A 17,189-nucleotide genomic window follows, 5' to 3' on the forward strand; every position below is an offset into this window, starting at 1 on the left:
GGCTGGCCAGCGGACTCACGGCTTTCAGCCGGCCCTGACCGACGCAATTCTCGAGGACGCGAGGCCGTCCGACGGGGCTTTCGCCAGTTTACAGAAATGCCTGGAATCGCCACCAGCGCCGTGCAGAGAAGACCGATAAAAAACTACAAGAGCGGTATTTCACCCTCCCCCACGTTTTTTTCGCTGCCACTCTGTCAGTGCCGTCAATTTCACGCAGTCATGGCGACGGCTTCGGAAATACCAGCCTTGGACATAAAAGGCGCGGGCTCCCGTATGGAGCTGGCGAAAATGCAACCCGTTGCGGATTCAGCGCGCGGCAGCACCCGAATTATCAGGGATACGTGTAGGGTGGAGATGCACAACCGTCGGACCGTGTAGTACTGCGTCCAGTCCACCGGCCTATTGGCCAGGCGACCGGACCCGGTCTTGATCAAGATGCCCCACGGGCGTCCACGGCCGAAGGCTGATTCCTCCTCCTGACTGAGTGCATTTGACACCACAGCAAGCAGGACGCGTCGTCGCGACTTCGGCAGTACTGGGTGACCAGTCGGACTCGAAAGTTGCTGGACACGGGGGTGGCCCGCCACCCCTTGCGCACCTGACACCGACCGTGAGAAGTCGTGTGTGCCGAACGCCGTTTCCGGCAGCCCGGAAACCGACGGTATTACATGAAAAGAATGCTGATTAACGCGACTCAACCCGAAGAGTTGCGTGTAGCTCTGGTGGACGGCCAACGTCTCTACGACCTGGACATCGAGTCCGGCGCGCGTGAGCAGAAGAAGGCCAACATCTACAAAGGCCGGATCACCCGGATCGAACCTAGCCTGGAAGCCGCTTTCGTCGACTTCGGCTCCGAGCGTCACGGCTTCCTGCCGCTGAAGGAAATCTCCCGCGAATACTTCAAGAAGTCGCCCGAAGGCCGGGTGAATATCAAGGAAGTGCTCAGCGAAGGCCAGGAAGTCATCGTCCAGGTCGAGAAAGAAGAGCGCGGCAACAAGGGCGCCGCCCTGACCACCTTCATCAGCCTGGCCGGTCGCTACCTGGTGCTGATGCCGAACAACCCGCGTGCCGGCGGCATCTCCCGTCGTATCGAAGGCGAAGAGCGCAACGAACTGCGCGAAGCCCTCAACGGCCTGGTCGCCCCTGCCGACATGGGCCTGATCGTGCGCACTGCCGGCCTTGGCCGCAGCAGCGAAGAAATGCAGTGGGACCTCGACTACCTGCTGCAGCTGTGGACCGCGATCAAGGAAGCTTCCCAGGACCGCGCCGCGCCATTCCTGATCTACCAGGAAAGCAACGTCATCATCCGCGCCATCCGTGACTACCTGCGTCAGGACATCGGCGAAGTACTGATCGACAGCATCGACGCCCAGGAAGAAGCCCTGACCTTCATCCGCCAGGTCATGCCGCAGTACGCCAGCAAGATCAAGCTGTATGAAGACAGCGTGCCGCTGTTCAACCGCTTCCAGATCGAAAGCCAGATCGAGACCGCCTTCCAGCGCGTCGTCGACCTGCCGTCCGGCGGCTCGATCGTTATCGACCCGACCGAAGCCCTGGTCTCCATCGACATCAACTCGGCGCGCGCCACCAAAGGCAGCGACATCGAGGAAACCGCCCTGCAGACCAACCTGGAAGCGGCTGAAGAAATCGCCCGCCAGCTGCGCCTGCGTGATATCGGCGGCCTGATCGTGATCGACTTCATCGACATGACCCCGGCCAAGAACCAGCGCGCCGTGGAAGAAAAAGTCCGCGAATGCCTGGAAGCCGACCGTGCCCGCGTACAGGTTGGGCGCATCTCGCGCTTCGGCCTGCTGGAAATGTCCCGTCAGCGCCTGCGTCCTTCGCTGGGCGAAAGCAGCGGCATCGTCTGCCCACGCTGCAGCGGCACCGGCATCATCCGTGACGTCGAATCGCTGTCGCTGGCCATCCTGCGCCTGATCGAAGAAGAAGCCCTGAAAGACCGCACCGCCGAAGTCCGCGCGCAAGTGCCGATTCCGGTTGCCGCCTTCCTGCTCAACGAGAAACGCAATTCGATCACCAAGATCGAGCTGCGCACCCGGGCGCGTATCGTCATCCTGCCGAACGACCACCTGGAAACCCCGCATTTCGAAGTTCAGCGCCTGCGCGACGACAGCCCGGAAGCCCTGAGCAGCCAGTCCAGCTACGAAATCGCCGCCGCCGAGACCGAAGAAGTCCAGCCGACTGCCGCTACCCGCACCCTGGTGCGCCAGGAAGCTGCGGTCAAGACCGCTCCGGCCCGCGCCAACGCCCCAGTACCTGCCGAAGCTGCCGCGCCAGTGGCTGCTCCAGTCCACGCTCCTGAGCCAAGCCTGTTCAAAGGCCTGGTGAAGTCGCTGGTCAGCCTGTTCGCCGGCAAGGACGAGCCTGCCGCCGCCCCTGTGGTTGCCGAGAAGCCCGCCACCGAACGCCCGCAGCGCAACGAAGAGCGCCGCAACGGTCGCCAGCAGAGCCGCAACCGCAACGGCCGTCGCGACGAAGACCGCAAGCCGCGTGAAGAGCGTGCCGAGCGCGCCCCGCGTGAAGAGCGCCAGCCTCGCGAAGCCCGCGAAGAAGCACCGGCCCGCGAAGAACGTGCACCACGTCAGCCGCGCGAAGAGCGTCAAGCTCGCGCCCCACGTGAAGAGCGCCGATCCCGTGAAGAGCGTCCGGTCCGCGAACTGCGCGAGCCGCTGGACGCCGCTACCCCGGCGGTCCGTGAAGAACGCCCTGAGCGCGCCCCGCGTGAAGAGCGCCAGCCTCGTGAAGAACGTGCTCCACGCGAAGAACGCGCCCCACGTGAAGAGCGCGCACCGCGCGAAGAACGTGCACCGCGTGAAGAGCGTGCCCCACGCGAAGAGCGCGCCCCGCGCCCACCGCGTGAAGAACGCCAGCCGCGCCCGGCCGAACAGGCTGCCGACGCTGCTGAAGAGCAACTGCCGAACGAAGAGCTGCTGCAGGATGACAACCAGGAAGGTACCGAAGGCGAACGCCCTCGCCGCCGCTCCCGTGGCCAGCGTCGTCGCAGCAACCGTCGTGAGCGTCAACGCGATGCCAACGGTAACCTGGTAGAAGGTTCGGAAGACGGCAGCGACGAGCAGCCTCAAGCCAGCGAACTGGGTGCTGAACTGGCCGCAGGCCTGGCCGTGACCGCCGCTGTTGCCACCAGCAACATCAGCGCCGCTGCCGAAGCCGAAGCCAACCAGCAGGCTGAACGCGCCACTGCTACTGTCGAAGAGCAGGCGGTTGTTGAAGTCGCTGCCAGCGAAACCGTCGTCGAAGCAACTCAGCCAGTAGTTGAAGCGGCTGAAGTCGCCGAAGTGGTTCAAGCAACTGAAGCAACCGAAGTGGTAGAAATTGCCCAGGTCGCTGAAGTCGCTGCCGCGCCGGTTGTCGAACAGCCCTTCACTGCCCCGGTCGAAGCAGCAGAAGCCGTAGAAACCAGCATCGCGCCGGTTATCGAAGCCCCTGTTGCTGCTCCGGCTGAAGTGGTGGAGCCGGTTGCCGCGGTCGAGCCAGCGCCTGAAGTCCAGGCACCTGTAGTGGCCGAGCCGGTAGTCGTTGCTGAAGTGGTCGAAGCGCCTGCGCCAGTAGTTGCCGAGCCTGCAGCGGTTGAAGAGCCAGCGGTTGAAGCTCCTGCCAGTGCTCTGACCAGCAACGGTCGCGCACCGAACGACCCACGTGAAGTACGCCGTCGCAAGCGTGAAGCCGAAGCTGCCGCAGCCGCTGCTGCAGTGGCCGCCGCCGAAGCCAGCGCTGCTGTAGTCGCTGAAGAGGCGCCTGCTGCACCGGCTGAAGAAGTGGTTGAAGAGAAAGAAGAGCACAAACCGCTCGTCTGATCTTCCAGGCTGAAAAAAAGCCCCGCCAGGTAACTGGCGGGGCTTTTTTATTGCCGTTGGGAGCGGTTAATAAAGGTTTGGCTCCATCTCCAGCTCAACCCCGAAACGCTCGAGGATATCGGCCTGGATCTTCTGCGCCAGCTGATGCAACTGCACACCGGTGGCCTGGCCATAGTTGACCAGCACCAGCGACTGCAATCGGTGCACCCCGGCATCGCCTTCGCGATGGCCCTTCCAGCCCGCCTGTTCGATCAGCCAGCCGGCAGCCAGCTTGAACTGGCCATCAGCCTGTGGATAAGCCACCAGCCCCGGATACTGCACACGGATCTTGTCGGCCAGCACAGCTGCCACCACCGGGTTCTTGAAGAAACTTCCGGCATTGCCCAGCTCGACCGGGTCAGGCAGTTTTTCCCGGCGGATGCTGCAAATCGCATCACTGACATTTTGCGCAGTCGGCTGGCTGATGCCTTGCTCGTTCAGGCGCTGGCGCACCGGACCGTAGTCCAGGTGGGCATGCATGAGTCGGCTCAAGGCAAAGCGCACCCGCAGGATCAACCAGCGTCCAGGATTGCGCTTGAACAGGCTGTCGCGGTAGGCGAAGGCGCACTCTTCCAGGCTGAAGTCGCGCAGCTCACCCGTCTGGCGATCCAGCGCGGTGAGCCCGGCGAAAACGTCCTTGATCTCGACGCCATAGGCGCCAATGTTCTGCATCGGCGCGGCGCCGACAGTGCCCGGGATCAGGCTGAGGTTCTCAAGCCCGGCCAGGCCTTGGGCCAGACTCCATTGCACAAACGGGTGCCAGGGTTCGCCAGCTTCGGCCTCGACCACCACCCGCTCACCATCGTCAGACAAGATGCGCAGGCCACGGCTGGCCATGCGCAGCACCAGCGCCTGGATATCGGCAGTCAGCAACAAGTTGCTACCGCCTCCCACCACCAGCACCGGTACTCCCTGATCAGCCGCCTGGGCCAAGGCCTGACGAGCCTCTTCGTCGTTGTGGGCTTCAGTGAAAAACTGGGCCTTAACGTCGATACCGAAGGTGTTAAATGGCTTGAGCGAAACTTGTTGCTGCCACTGCCCGCTCATAGACGACCCTTGAGTTCGGTGACCAAACGGCTGCAGGCGATTTCGATCAGGTCGAGGACCTGTTCGAAATCCTCCTCGGCGCCGTAGTAAGGATCCGGCACCTCATCCAGCGCGCCGTCATAGCGGCGCAGGAACAGGTCCAGCTCGGCTTTGGCCGTGGCCGGGCGCATGGCCTGCAGATGGCCAAGATTGCTCTTGTCCATAGCCAGGATCAGGTCGTAGTCATTGAAGTGCGCGGCCTTGATTTGCTGCGCACGCTGCTGCGATAAGTCATAGCCACGAATGCGCGCGGTGCGGCAGGTGCGCGCATCAGGCTGCTTGCCGACATGCCAGTCGCCAGTGCCAGCCGACGCCACTTCGACCAGTTCGGCCAGGCCTTCGGCGCGCAATTGCTGACGCAGCACGCCTTCGGCGGTAGGCGAGCGGCAGATATTGCCCAGGCACACGAACAGAACCCGCATCAGGCCTCCAGCAAGCGCCGTACGCGCTCCAGGTCTTCAGGGGTATCGACGCCCACGGGCGGCGCATCGATGGCATCGGCGACGTGAATACGCACGCCATGCCAGAGCGCCCGCAGTTGCTCCAGCGATTCGGCCTTCTCCAGCCAGCACGGGCCCCAGGCGACGAAGTCCTGCAAGAAGCCGGCGCGATAGGCGTACATGCCGATGTGGCGACGGTACGGCACGCCTTGCGGCATCTGCTCACGGTTCTGGGCAAAGGCATCCCGCGCCCAGGGCAACGGTGCGCGGCTGAACGTCAGGGCCAGGCCATTGCAATCGCTGACCACCTTGACCGCATTGGGATTGAACAGCGCTTCGACGTCACTGATCGGCTCGGCCAGGGTGGCGATGCCGGCCTCGGGATGGGCCGCCAGGTTGGCCGCCACCTGATCGATGATCACCGGCGGAATCAGCGGCTCGTCACCCTGCACGTTGACCACGATGGCATCGGCAGCCAGGCCCAGCTTGGCGGCGACTTCAGCCAGGCGGTCGGTACCGGAGTCATGGTCTTCGCGGGTCATCAGCACTTCAGCGCCAAAGGCCTCGCAGGCCTTGAAGATACCCGCGTCGTCGGTGGCGATTACCACACGGTTGGCGCTGCTTTTGCGAGCCTGTTCCCAGACGTGCTGGATCATCGGCTTGCCGGCAATCGGCAGCAACGGCTTGCCGGGCAAGCGCGTGGAACGCAGCCGCGCCGGAATCACAACGGTAAAGGCCAGGCTCATTTGTCCAGACGCTCGTCATCGGTCAGGGTACGGGCTTCGCTTTCGAGCATCACCGGGATACCGTCGCGGATCGGATAGGCCAGACCCGCGCCCTTGCTGATCAGCTCGGTCTTGTCGGCGCTGAGCTTGAGCGGGCCCTTGCAGATCGGGCAGGCAAGGATATCGAGCAGTTTGGTGTCCATGGAAATTCCTCAGGCCAGTGGCCGGAAAAAGAAACGAATCAGGAGGGCCGCGACCCGGGCAGCAAGCGTGCAAGCTGTGTGTCGAACCAGGCCTTGAAGGCCGGCGAAGGCACAGCATCGACCGCAAGGTACCACCAGTCGTCGGCAGCGAAGGCGCGGCATTTGACCGCGTCCTTCTCGGTCATGACCAGGGGCAGCGCAGGGCTGAAGCTCAGGGCCTGGGCGCTGTATTGGGCATGATCGGCAAAAGGGTGTGGCACAGGTCGCCAGTTTAGCCCCTGCAAGGTATTGAAGAAACGTTGCGGGTTGCCAATGCCGGCCACCGCGTGCACGGCCTGACCTGGCTCAAAGAAGTCGAGGCCACGGCGCTCGCCACTGCGCAGGTTGACCAGTGCAGTAGGTTGCAGGGCAAAGGCAAAACCGTTTTCGCGGTCGGTCGTGGCGCCGTTGTAAAGCACCGCGTCGACGTCCTGCAGGCGTTCCACCGGCTCGCGCAGGGGGCCGGCCGGCAGGCAGCGGCGGTTACCCAGGCCACGGGCGGCATCGATCAACACCAGCTCCAGGTCGCGGGCCAGGCGGTAATGTTGCATGCCGTCGTCACACAGGATCAGGTCCAACGGCTCGCTGGCCAGCAATGCCTGAACCGCACGCGAACGGTCCGGGTCGATCATCAGCGGCACGCCGCTGCGCTGGACGATCAGCAAAGGTTCATCACCCGCCTCAGCCGCGCTTTGCTCGGCACGCACGCGCCACGGCAACTGTGGCGGCCTGGCGCCATAGCCACGGCTGACCACGCCGACACGCAGGCCCTGCTGGCGGCAATGCTCGATCAACCAGAGGATCATCGGTGTCTTGCCGGTGCCGCCGACGGTGATGTTGCCCACCACGATGACCGGCACCGGCGCGCGGTAGCTGGGGCTCTCGCCACTGAGAAAGCGCGCGCGCTTGCCCAGCACCACGCGACGATAGAGGGCTTCGAGCGGACGCAGCAGCGCCAGGGCCGGATGCCCGGCGTACCAGGCATCGAGCAGACGATCGGCAAAGGCCATCAGGGCGTCCCCTGAGCCGCCTCGACCGTGGTCATGCGCAACTGGCTGAAACCGAGCTTGCCGGCCGCATCCATGGCAGTCACCACCGCCTGGTGCGGGGTCTTGCCGTCGGCGCTGATCGACAACGGCAGTTTGGTGTCCCCTGCGGATTCCTGCTGCAGGGCTTCAATGAGGGTCGCCAGGTCGCTCTTGGGCAACAGGTGGTTGTTCACCGAATAGACGCCGTCGGCGCTGATGGTGATGTCCAGTTGCTTGAGCTCCGAATCCGGTGCCGGCGCGCCGCTGACCGACTCCGGCAGCTCGACACGCAACTGGGTTTCGCGAGTGAAGGTGGTGGTGACCACGAAAAACAGCAGCAGGATGAACACCACGTCGATCAGCGAGGCCAGGTTGATGTCCACGGTCTCCCGTGGCTTGCGCCGGAATTTCACGCCTTGCCCTCGGCCAGGTCGACATCACGGTCGCCCTGCACCACTTCGACCAGCTTGATCGCTTCCTGCTCCATACCGACCACCAGCTCGTCGATACGACGCTGCAGGAAACGGTGGAAGAACACCGACGGAATACCGACCATCAGGCCGGCCGCGGTGGTGATCAGTGCCTTGGAGATACCGCCGGCGAGCACTGCGGCATTGGTGGTCATGCCGGTACCCATGAAGGCGCTGAAGATGTCGATCATGCCCAGCACGGTGCCGAGCAAGCCCAGCAGCGGCGCCATGGCGGCGATGGTGCCCAGGGCGTTGATGTAGCGCTCCAGCTCGTGAATGACACGCGCTGCGGCCTCTTCGATGCATTCCTTCATGATTTCGCGGCCATGGCGCGAGTTGGCCAGGCCTGCGGCAAGGATCTCGCCCAGCGGCGAATCGGCGCGCAGGGCCTTGAGCTTGTCACTGGTGAGCTGTTTGTCCTTGATCCACATCCACACCTGGCCCAGCAGGTGCGGTGGCGTGACCCGGCTGGCGCGCAAGGTCCAGAGACGCTCGGCGACGATCGCCATGGCAGCGATGGAACTCAGAATGATCGGCAGCATCATCCAGCCACCGGACTTGACCAATTCCCACACAGTAAGCATCCCCTCGAAAAAGTCCGCCACTTTACCATAGGACCCCAGGGGGCTCATCTGCCGAAGGTCGTCATCTCGGTTCACGCCAGAAACGCCGCTGGGCACGCAACCCCTCAGGCTCGCCGAACACACCCAGGCGCAGGCGCAAGGCACCGTGGTCGACATTGTCATAGGACTGAATACCATGCGTCCGATAGCGCGCCATGACCTCCGGGTGCGGATGCCCGAAGGCGTTGTAGCGCCCGCGCGAAATCAGCACGCCGCGCGGGGTAGTAGCCTTTAACAAGGCCTCGCTGGAGGAGCTGCGACTGCCGTGATGGGGCGATTGCAACCAGTCGACTGTGGTCGCCTGCCAGTCCCGCGCCCAGGCCCGTTCGCCGCGGGCATCGAGATCGCCGGTGAGCAGCAGTTTTTCGCCATTTGCCTCGACCAGCAGCACACAGGAATCCTGGTTGCTGTCGCCAGCATCCTGCCACTGCCACAGTGAAAAACTCACCCCGTCCCACTGCCAGCGTTCGCCGCTGCTGCACGGCTGCGCTTGCAGCACTTCAGGCAAGGCCGCAGCCTCACCAGCCTGCACCCGCAGCACCGGCAAACCGCGCTGCACGGCGCGGGCGCCCCCGGCGTGATCGGCGTCGGCGTGGCTGAGCAACATCAGGTCGAGCTTGCTTACCCCCAGCTTGCGCAAGCTGGGAAGCACTACCCGCTCGCCCAGATCGAAATCGCCCATGGCCGGGCCGGCGTCATACAACATGGCGTGGTGCCGGGTGCGCAGCACAAAGGCCAGCCCCTGGCCGACATCCAGCTGCCAGACCTCTACCTGCCCCTGCGGCACGCGCTCTCGGGGCGCAAACACCGCCAACAGCAACAATGGCCAGCCCAGCACCCGCATCGGTATGCCGCGCGGCAACAACAGCAGCAATGCCCCCAGGCACACCAGCAACCAGGCCCAGAACGGCAATGGTTCTGGGATCCAGGCCGGTTGCCAAACCGCCACATGCGCCAGCAAGCGAAACAAGCCGTCGAGCAGGCCACCGGCAAGCCACAGCAAGCCTTCCCCCAGAAGCGGCACCGGCAGCAACACGGTGCCGAGCAACGCCATTGGCAACACCGCAAGGCTGATCCACGGCACTGCCAGCAGATTGATCAGCGGCGCCGTCAGGCTCACCGGCAAACCTTGCGCCAGCAGCACCGGCAGCAAGCCGATGGCGATCAACCACTGGGCGCGACTCCAGGCCAGCCAGGAGTTCCAGGCGCCAAGGCGGCCGCTGAAGGTGAAGATCAGAATGGCCACGGCCATGAACGACAGCCAGAAGCCCGGCTGCAAGCTGGCCAATGGTTCCCACAGCAGCACTGCATCGAGCGCCAGCAACAACGGCAGCCCGACACCCAGGTGACGAAAGCGCAGGCGCCAGAGCAGCACCATGGCCAACATCATGCAGGCGCGCTGCACCGGCACCTGAAACCCGGCCAGCAAGCCATAGGCCAGTGCTGCGGCAAAGGCCAGCGCGCAGGCCCAAGGCAGCCAGGGTAGCCGTTGCGGCCACCAGCCCAGGCGCGCCAGCCCGGCAATCAAGGCGTATACCAGCCCGGCCAACAGGCCAATATGCTGGCCGGAAATCACCAGCAAGTGCACCGTGCCGGTGGCCTGCAGCGCTTGCCAGTCCTGGCGCGCCAAAGCGCCGCCATCGCCGAGTATCAAGGCCACCAGCGCCGCCTCCCGGCCCTGGGCATCAACGCTGAGCAAGCGCTGGCGCAGATCATCCCGCCAGGCCGCCGTTGCCGGCAGCAGCCGCTCGCCGGCCTTGACGCTGCCGGTGGCGCCGATGCGCCGGGCCAACAGGTTGGCCTCCTGGTCCGGGCCGTGAGGATTGAGCAAGCCTGCGGGGCGCTTGAGGCTGACTGCCAAACGCCAGTATTCACCGCTATTGACCGCCGGGCCGCCGAACCAGCTGAGCTGCATGCGCCTTGGCAATTGCCCCCGGCGCGACTCGGCATCGCTCAACTCGAACCTCACCGAGCGCGCACCCTGCTCCGGCAAACCAGTAACCCGGCCCTCTATCCACAGGGTACGGCCATCGAACTGCGCCGCCAGGCGCTCATCCAACGCCCATTGCGCCGAGACGCAGGCCCAGCTCAAGCCCAGCAGAAACAGCCCGGCGGGCCACAGCCGCGTAGGCAGGCAGCAAAGCCCGGCAATTGCCAGCAGGACAAGTATCCAGACGGGCGGCAAAGCCGGCAGGAACCCGAGGCTGAGCAGCCCGAGTGCAAGCGCCAACATCCCTGTGCGCATAAGCGTGAAGCTCCAGAAGTAAACCACCCCCTGAGGCTTAGATCAGTGACGGCAACCGCTCGCTAAATAATTGTCACAAAGTCTGAATAAGGCACTTTTAGAATCCGTGCATACTGGCACCCTTCAGATTGCCGAGACCCCACATGCCGCGTCGTCTCTTCAAACGCTACATGCCCGATCCGACCAGCATCAGGGAACACAAATCCTTACGCTTTCTCGGCCGGCTGTTGCACGACCCCAACCTCTGGCACCTCAACCGGCATTCGGTTGCGCGCGCCATGGCTGTCGGCCTGTTCGCCGCTTTCATTCCGATTCCGATGCAAATGCTGCTGGCCGCAAGCCTGGCGATCATGGTCCGCGGCAACATGCCGATCGCGGTCAGCCTGGTGTGGCTGACCAACCCGATCACCATGCCGCCGGTGTTCTTCTGCACCTACCAGATGGGCGCCTGGCTGATGCAGATCCCACCACGCACCCTGCCTGAAGAACTGACCTTCGAGTGGATCACCGACCAGCTGTCGACCCTGTGGCAGCCGTTCCTGCTCGGCTCAGTGGTGTGTGGCGTGCTGCTCGGCGCCCTCGCCTACTGCCTGACCATGCTCTACTGGCGCTGGTGGGTCGGCAGGCAGTGGCGCCGGCGCAAGGTCAAACAATCAGGTGCGCATTCCTCGCCCACTGACCAGTAACCGCGCGCAGCCGATATACAGCACTGCCGTGGCGACCAGCATGAAGCTGATGGCGACGCCGATGCGGATGTCCGACACGCCGAGAATGCCGTAGCGGAACGAGTTGACCATGTGCAATACCGGGTTGGCCATCGACACGGTCTGCCAGAACGGCGGCAACAGGGTAATCGAGTAGAACACCCCGCCCAGGTAGGTCAGCGGCGTCAACACGAAGGTCGGGATGATCGAGATGTCATCGAAGTTGCGGGCGAACACGGCGTTGATGAAGCCCAGCAACGAGAAGATTGTCGCCGTCAGCAGCACCACGACAATGGTCACGCCCAGGTGATGAACCTGCAGGTCGGTGAAGAACAGCGACAGCAAGGTGACGATCACCCCTACCGCCAAGCCGCGCAACACGCCGCCCAGGGTGTAGCCGACGAGGATGGTATGCGGCGACACCGGCGACACCATCAGTTCCTCGATCGAACGCTGGAACTTGCTGCCGAAGAAGCTCGAGACCACGTTGCCGTAGGAGTTGGTGATCACCGACATCATGATCAGCCCCGGGACGATGTACTCCATGTAGGTGAAGCCGCCCATGTCGCCGATCTGCCGGCCGATCAGGTTACCGAAAATCACGAAGTACAAAACCATGGTGATCGCCGGGGGCAGCAGGGTCTGCGGCCAGATCCGGGTAAAACGGCGTACTTCGCGGTAAACGATGGTATTGAGGGCGACCAGGTTGGCGCTCAGTTCCGAACTCATACCGCCACCTTTGCCAGGTTTTTCTCAACCAGGGACACGAACAGCTCCTCGAGACGATTGGTCTTGTTGCGCAGGCTCTGCACCTCGATGTTCTGCAGCGCCAGCTGGCCGAACAGCGCAGTAATGCCCACTTCCTTGTCAACTTGCACTTCCAGGGTGTGCGGGGTGATCAAGCGGCACGGATAGCCGACCAGGTTTGGCGCCTGGGGCAGGTCCTGCTTGAGGTCGAGCAGGAAGGTCTCGACATGCAGCTTGCTCAGCAAGGCGCGCATGCTGGTGTTCTCGACGATGGTGCCGTGGTCGATGATGCCGATGTGACGGCACAACTGCTCAGCCTCTTCCAGGTAATGGGTGGTGAGGATGATGGTGATGCCTTTCTGGTTGAGCTCGGTCAAAAAGCTCCACATCGACCGGCGCAGCTCGATATCCACACCCGCGGTCGGCTCGTCGAGGATCAGCAGGCGCGGCTCGTGGATCAGCGCGCGGGCGATCATCAGGCGGCGTTTCATGCCGCCCGACAGCGAGCGCGACGGCACATCGCGCTTGTCCCACAGGCCCAACTGGGTCAGGTACTGCTCGGCCCGCTCCTTGGCGACCTTGGCCGGGATACCGTAGTAACCGGCCTGGGTGACGACAATGTCGAAGGTCTTTTCAAACTGGTTGAAGTTGAACTCCTGCGGCACCACGCCGATGCAGCGCTTGAGCGCGGCGGGCTGGCGATCGAGGTCGTGGCCAAAGATGTTGACGCTGCCGCTGGTCTTGTTGACCAGGGTCGAGAGGATGCCGATGGTGGTGGATTTGCCGGCGCCGTTGGGGCCGAGCAAGGCAAAGAAGTCACCTTCGGCGACATCCAGGTCAATGCCCTTGAGGGCCTGGAAACCGTTGCCGTAGGTTTTGGTTAGCTGCCTTATGGACAGAGCAGAACTCATAGCGGGTCGCGTACCAGTGTGGAAGGTTCTAGACGCGGCCGGGCGAGGCCAGCCGCAGTGAATAGGAGCATGGTGCTTGTGCAGACCAGACAAGTACAGTCATGTGTATCGATATTAACTATCAGCTTGACCGCACTTTCCCGGTAACCGTCAATCAGGTCAGCGCCGTCATCACCGCCGCCTGATAGGCCGGACGCTCTTGCAGGCGCTCATACCAGGCGCGCAGGTGGCGCATCTCGGGGCGCTCGATGGGCATCTCGAACCAGGCGTAGGCAAAGCAGCCCAGGGGGATATCGCCCATGCCCAGCTTGTCGCCAGACAAATACGGCTGGTGCGCCAGGGCCTGGTCGGCAATCGACAGCAACTGCGCGCAGGTCTTGTGTGCGGCATTGATTGCCACCCAGTCCTGCTGATCGGCAGGCGTGCGCAGGATGCCCCAGAACAACGGCCGGAACGGCGTGGCCAGGGAGGAAGTAACCCAGTCCATCCACTTGTCGGCCTCGGCACGCTTGCGTGCGTCCTGCTCATACCAGCCCGACTCGCAGCCGTACTGCGCCGACAGGTAGCGCACAATGGCATTGGACTCCCACAGCACCAGGCCGTCGTCCTCGATCATCGGCACCAGGCCGTTGGGGTTCAGCGCCCGGTACTGCGGCTCGTTGACCAGGCCGAAGGCGCCACCGGCATCGATCGACTCATACTCCAGACCAAGCTCTGCGGCGCACCACAGTGCTTTCCTGACATTCGACGAATTCTTCCTGCCCCAGATCTTGAGCATGTCGTTTCCCTGATGATTTGGCTGGTCGCCCAGTCTACTCCAGGCGCTCGCGCTGGCAATCGTTTGGCGTGCAGGCGAACTCCTGAGGTCATGTCCTGTCACTGTTCAGACAAGCCGTTTAGCCGATGCGGTCTAAGCTTCGATGGATGGCGAAATGCCCCGATGTTTCACGGAGGAATTCCTATGTTGCTGTTGTGGTTAGTGGTCCTGGTGATCGGCGTGGCTTACCTGGCCCACCGTCGCATCGCCGCCTTGCCGGCGTTGGGCATCGTTGCCCTGTACCTGCTGGCGATGGGCATTTTCAGCCACGCCCCAGGCTGGCTGCTGACGATTTTCTGGCTGCTACTGGCCGCCGTCGCCGCGCCCCTGCTGCTCCCCGACCTGCGCCGCAAAGTGCTCACCGCGCCCCTGTTCGGCTGGTTCCAGCGCACCTTGCCGCCAATGTCGCAGACCGAACGCGAAGCCATCGACGCCGGCACCGTGTGGTGGGACGGCGAGCTGTTCAGCGGCCGACCGGACTGGAACACCCTGCTCGGCTACTCCAAGGCCGAACTCACTGAAGAAGAACAAGCCTTTATCGACGGCCCCACCGAAGAACTCTGCGCCATGGTCAGCGACTGGCAAATTGGCCAGGACCTGGATTTGCCTCCCGCGGCCTGGGAGCACATCAAGAGCCACGGCTTCTTCGCCCTGATCATTCCCAAGGAGTACGGCGGCAAGGGCTTTTCGGCCTACGCCCACTCGCAGGTGGCAATGAAGCTGGCGACCCGCAGCGGCGACCTTGCTTCCACCGTGATGGTGCCCAACTCCCTCGGCCCGGCCGAACTGCTGCTGCACTACGGCACCGACGAGCAGCGCAATCACTACCTGCCGCGCCTGGCCCGCGGCGACGAAATCCCCTGCTTCGCCCTCACCGGCCCGCTGGCCGGCTCCGATGCTGGCGCCATGCCCGACACCGGGATCATCTGCAAAGGCCAGTGGCAAGGCGAGGAAGTCATCGGCCTGCGCCTGAATTGGGAAAAGCGCTACATCACCCTCGGACCGGTCGCGACCCTGCTTGGCCTTGCCTTCAAGGCCTACGACCCCGAACACCTGCTGGGTGATAAAGAAGAACTGGGCATTAGTCTCGCGCTGATTCCCACCGACACCCCCGGCGTCGAAATCGGCAAGCGTCACCTGCCCCTGGGCGCGGCGTTCATGAACGGCCCCAACAGCGGCAAGGATGTGTTCGTGCCGCTGGCCTTTCTCATCGGCGGCCAGGACATGCTCGGCAAGGGCTGGATGATGCTGATGAACTGCCTGTCGGTGGGCCGCTCGATTTCCTTGCCAGCCGTGGGCACTGGTGCAGCCAAGTACACCAGCCTGGTGACCGGCCAGTACGCGCAGATCCGTGAGCAGTTCAACGTGCCGCTGGCGGCCTTCGAAGGTATCCAGGAATCCCTCGCGCGCATTGGCGGCAACGCCTTCCTGATGGACAGTGCGCGACTGCTCACCGCCAAGGCCGTGGACCTGGGCGAAAAACCCTCGGTGCTGTCGGCGATTCTCAAGTACCACCTCACCGAGCGCGGGCGCGAATGCATCCAGCACGCCATGGACGTGCACGGCGGCAAGGGCATCATCATGGGCCCGAACAACTACCTGGGACGCAACTGGCAAGGCGCGCCGATCTTCATCACCGTCGAGGGCGCCAACATCCTCTCGCGCAACCTGATGATCTTCGGCCAGGGGGCGATTCGCTGCCATCCGTTCGTACTCAAGGAAATGGCCCTGGCCGGTCGCGAAGACCACGACCAGGCGCTCAAGGAGTTCGATCACCTGCTGATGCAGCATATTGGTTTTGCCGTCGGTAACGCTGCCAGTACCCTGGTGCTCGGCCTGGGCCTGGGCCATTTCGAGAAAGTCCCGGGCGACGCGTTAAGCCAAGGTTACTTCCGCGCCCTCAATCGCCAGGCGGCGGCGTTCGCCTTGCTCGCCGACCTGTGCATGATGCTCCTGGGCGGCGACCTCAAGCGTCGCGAGCGTTTGTCGGCGCGCCTGGGCGATGTGCTCAGTCATTTGTACCTCAGCTCGGCGGCGCTCAAGCGTTACCACGACCTGAATTCGCCCGAGTACCTGCAACCGCTGCTGCGTTGGGCCCTGGAGGAGAGCCTTGGCCAAGCCGAAAAAGCCCTGGACCGCTTGCTCGACAACTTCCCCAACCGCTTGCTCGGTTGCGCCCTGCGCCTGGTGGTGTTCCCCTTCGGCCGCCGGCATACCGGGCCAAGCGACGAACTGGACGCGGAGATTGCCGAACTGATCGGCCGCGCCAAGGGTGACCCGGCGCTGGAGGAACTGCTTGCCGGTTGTTATCGGCCGCAAGCGGACGGCGACCCGGTTGCCGCCCTGCAACAGGCCTGCGATTTACTCAGCGCCGGCGCGCCGCTGCGTAAAAAACTGCACCAGGCCGTCAAGAGTGGCCAGGTTGACCCTGCGCCAGGCGAGTCGATTATCGACGCGGCGCTGCACGCTGGCGTGCTGCAAGCCAGTGAGGCGCAAAGCCTGCATGCCGCTGAGTCGGCACGCCGGCGGGTGATCGATGTCGATGCCTTCGACAAAGAGCAACTTCTACCGGCCGACGGCAAGATTCGCTAAGGGCCGGGACATCGGGCGCCGGGAGCCGTATACTCCCGCGCCCGTTTTTGCTCAAGAGGACTGCCTGCATGGCTACCGATCGCCTGGAATACCATCTCGCCCTGCTCACCCACCTGCGCACCATCCTGGTTGCCCTGGGCGAAGCCGAGCAGGTGCCGGAAGAAAGCCACGCGTTGTTTCTGGAGCGCTTCGACGATCTGATGCTGCAACTGCCCGTCGACCCGGAAAGCACCTATCTTGGCCAGGACCTGATGTGCCAGGTCATCCAGCGTTATCCACAGGTCGCGCACCTGGTACCGCGCGACCTGCTGTGGTTCTTTGGCGGCGACTGCCTGCACTTCATGCCGGAGAACGAACTGGACATGTACCAGGAACTGGAAGAGCGCCGCTTCGAGGCCGAGCAGAATGATGAACCCTTCGACTGGAACCAGGAAAAACAGCTGCTGAGCATGTCGGACGACGACAGCAAGCATTAAGCGATGAAGCTGCGCAGGGCTGACAACAGCCCTGCCGCACGCAGACAGCGGATAAAATCGAGACGAAAAAAAACGCCGTTCAAACGAACGGCGTTTCTTTATTTGGAGCGGGAAACGAGACTCGAACTCGCGACCCCGACCTTGGCAAGGTCGTGCTCTACCAACTGAGCTATTCCCGCAAATTTGTAGCGACCGGCTGGACCGGCAA

The 17,189-nt window shown here is 63.4% G+C and carries 15 protein-coding genes and 1 tRNA gene; 4 read left to right on the forward strand and 12 right to left on the reverse strand.

The features are described 5' to 3' along the window. Positions 1-668: 668 nt before the first annotated feature. Positions 669-3,836: a ribonuclease E gene (gene rne / locus LOY34_RS19440; RefSeq protein WP_258663903.1), complete on the forward strand. Its 3,168-nt coding sequence runs from the start codon at positions 669-671 to the stop codon at positions 3,834-3,836. Positions 3,837-3,902: 66 nt separating this feature from the next. Here the strand turns inward: rne and murB are convergent, their stop codons facing one another. From murB to LOY34_RS19480, 8 genes are all read right to left on the reverse strand, one after another. Continuing rightward, positions 3,903-4,922, reverse strand: a complete 1,020-nt coding sequence (murB, locus tag LOY34_RS19445; RefSeq protein WP_195884753.1) for a UDP-N-acetylmuramate dehydrogenase — start codon at positions 4,920-4,922, stop codon at positions 3,903-3,905. Then, positions 4,919-5,383 (reverse strand): low molecular weight protein-tyrosine-phosphatase, encoded by a 465-nt coding sequence (locus LOY34_RS19450; RefSeq protein WP_195884754.1) that lies wholly within the window; start codon positions 5,381-5,383, stop codon positions 4,919-4,921. Before LOY34_RS19450 ends, murB begins: the two co-directional genes overlap by 4 nt. Then, positions 5,383-6,147 (reverse strand): 3-deoxy-manno-octulosonate cytidylyltransferase, encoded by a 765-nt coding sequence (kdsB, locus tag LOY34_RS19455; protein ID WP_195884755.1) that lies wholly within the window; start codon positions 6,145-6,147, stop codon positions 5,383-5,385. The genes LOY34_RS19450 and kdsB overlap by 1 nt, the downstream gene beginning before the upstream one ends. After that, on the reverse strand, positions 6,144-6,329 hold the full coding sequence (locus LOY34_RS19460; RefSeq protein ID WP_038994143.1) for a Trm112 family protein: 186 nt from the start codon (positions 6,327-6,329) through the stop codon (positions 6,144-6,146). Before LOY34_RS19460 ends, kdsB begins: the two co-directional genes overlap by 4 nt. Positions 6,330-6,367: 38 nt before the next feature. Then, a complete protein-coding gene (gene lpxK, locus LOY34_RS19465; protein ID WP_258663905.1) occupies positions 6,368-7,378 on the reverse strand; it encodes a tetraacyldisaccharide 4'-kinase in 1,011 nt (336 codons plus the stop codon). After that, entirely contained in the window at positions 7,378-7,809 is a 432-nt protein-coding gene (locus tag LOY34_RS19470) for a biopolymer transporter ExbD (RefSeq protein ID WP_045195189.1), read from the reverse strand. The genes lpxK and LOY34_RS19470 overlap by 1 nt, the downstream gene beginning before the upstream one ends. After that, on the reverse strand, positions 7,806-8,441 hold the full coding sequence (locus LOY34_RS19475; protein WP_176794233.1) for a MotA/TolQ/ExbB proton channel family protein: 636 nt from the start codon (positions 8,439-8,441) through the stop codon (positions 7,806-7,808). Before LOY34_RS19475 ends, LOY34_RS19470 begins: the two co-directional genes overlap by 4 nt. Before the next feature lie 70 nt (positions 8,442-8,511). Continuing rightward, the gene (locus LOY34_RS19480) at positions 8,512-10,734 is read right to left on the reverse strand and encodes a DNA internalization-related competence protein ComEC/Rec2 (RefSeq protein ID WP_195884756.1); all 2,223 of its coding nucleotides are present in this window, start codon (positions 10,732-10,734) and stop codon (positions 8,512-8,514) included. A 143-nt stretch (positions 10,735-10,877) separates the two neighbouring features. On the opposite strand from LOY34_RS19480, the gene LOY34_RS19485 reads away from it, so the two are divergent. Beyond that, positions 10,878-11,420, forward strand: a complete 543-nt coding sequence (locus LOY34_RS19485; RefSeq protein WP_045195193.1) for a DUF2062 domain-containing protein — start codon at positions 10,878-10,880, stop codon at positions 11,418-11,420. Here the strand turns inward: LOY34_RS19485 and LOY34_RS19490 are convergent. The 3 genes from LOY34_RS19490 to LOY34_RS19500 form a co-directional block, all read right to left on the reverse strand. Continuing rightward, entirely contained in the window at positions 11,388-12,167 is a 780-nt protein-coding gene (locus LOY34_RS19490; RefSeq protein ID WP_045195195.1) for an ABC transporter permease, read from the reverse strand. The genes LOY34_RS19485 and LOY34_RS19490 overlap by 33 nt on opposite strands. Continuing rightward, positions 12,164-13,096 (reverse strand): ABC transporter ATP-binding protein, encoded by a 933-nt coding sequence (locus tag LOY34_RS19495; RefSeq protein WP_045195197.1) that lies wholly within the window; start codon positions 13,094-13,096, stop codon positions 12,164-12,166. The genes LOY34_RS19490 and LOY34_RS19495 overlap by 4 nt, the downstream gene beginning before the upstream one ends. A 154-nt stretch (positions 13,097-13,250) precedes the next feature. Continuing rightward, positions 13,251-13,874, reverse strand: coding sequence for a glutathione S-transferase family protein (locus LOY34_RS19500; RefSeq protein ID WP_123567236.1), 624 nt, complete (start codon positions 13,872-13,874; stop codon positions 13,251-13,253). Positions 13,875-14,057: 183 nt separating this feature from the next. Between LOY34_RS19500 and LOY34_RS19505 the strand changes: the two genes are divergently transcribed. Together LOY34_RS19505 and LOY34_RS19510 are read left to right on the forward strand one after the other, a co-directional pair. After that, a complete protein-coding gene (locus LOY34_RS19505; protein ID WP_195884757.1) occupies positions 14,058-16,505 on the forward strand; it encodes an acyl-CoA dehydrogenase in 2,448 nt (815 codons plus the stop codon). A gap of 68 nt (positions 16,506-16,573) precedes the next feature. Further along, complete coding sequence (locus LOY34_RS19510) at positions 16,574-16,981, forward strand: PA2817 family protein (protein ID WP_045195203.1); 408 nt, start codon at positions 16,574-16,576, stop codon at positions 16,979-16,981. A 103-nt stretch (positions 16,982-17,084) separates the two neighbouring features. Here the strand turns inward: LOY34_RS19510 and LOY34_RS19515 are convergent. Further along, positions 17,085-17,160 (reverse strand) — tRNA-Gly (locus LOY34_RS19515). Positions 17,161-17,189 lie beyond the last annotated feature (29 nt).

It is taken from the genome of Pseudomonas sp. B21-009 (assembly GCF_024749345.1).
In the GTDB taxonomy this organism is placed as follows: domain Bacteria; phylum Pseudomonadota; class Gammaproteobacteria; order Pseudomonadales; family Pseudomonadaceae; genus Aquipseudomonas.

What these genes read in the sequence shown, in the direction of transcription:
- LOY34_RS19495 (WP_045195197.1), bottom strand. Translation starts at nt 13,096, where the DNA reads ATGAGTTCTGCTCTGTCCATAAGGCAGCTAACCAAAACCTACGGCAAC.
- LOY34_RS19450 (WP_195884754.1), bottom strand. Translation starts at nt 5,383, where the DNA reads ATGCGGGTTCTGTTCGTGTGCCTGGGCAATATCTGCCGCTCGCCTACC.
- kdsB (WP_195884755.1), bottom strand. Translation starts at nt 6,147, where the DNA reads ATGAGCCTGGCCTTTACCGTTGTGATTCCGGCGCGGCTGCGTTCCACG.
- rne (WP_258663903.1), top strand. Translation starts at nt 669, where the DNA reads ATGAAAAGAATGCTGATTAACGCGACTCAACCCGAAGAGTTGCGTGTA.
- murB (WP_195884753.1), bottom strand. Translation starts at nt 4,922, where the DNA reads ATGAGCGGGCAGTGGCAGCAACAAGTTTCGCTCAAGCCATTTAACACC.
- LOY34_RS19485 (WP_045195193.1), top strand. Translation starts at nt 10,878, where the DNA reads ATGCCGCGTCGTCTCTTCAAACGCTACATGCCCGATCCGACCAGCATC.
- LOY34_RS19480 (WP_195884756.1), bottom strand. Translation starts at nt 10,734, where the DNA reads ATGCGCACAGGGATGTTGGCGCTTGCACTCGGGCTGCTCAGCCTCGGG.
- LOY34_RS19490 (WP_045195195.1), bottom strand. Translation starts at nt 12,167, where the DNA reads ATGAGTTCGGAACTGAGCGCCAACCTGGTCGCCCTCAATACCATCGTT.
- LOY34_RS19510 (WP_045195203.1), top strand. Translation starts at nt 16,574, where the DNA reads ATGGCTACCGATCGCCTGGAATACCATCTCGCCCTGCTCACCCACCTG.
- lpxK (WP_258663905.1), bottom strand. Translation starts at nt 7,378, where the DNA reads ATGGCCTTTGCCGATCGTCTGCTCGATGCCTGGTACGCCGGGCATCCG.
- LOY34_RS19460 (WP_038994143.1), bottom strand. Translation starts at nt 6,329, where the DNA reads ATGGACACCAAACTGCTCGATATCCTTGCCTGCCCGATCTGCAAGGGC.
- LOY34_RS19505 (WP_195884757.1), top strand. Translation starts at nt 14,058, where the DNA reads ATGTTGCTGTTGTGGTTAGTGGTCCTGGTGATCGGCGTGGCTTACCTG.
- LOY34_RS19500 (WP_123567236.1), bottom strand. Translation starts at nt 13,874, where the DNA reads ATGCTCAAGATCTGGGGCAGGAAGAATTCGTCGAATGTCAGGAAAGCA.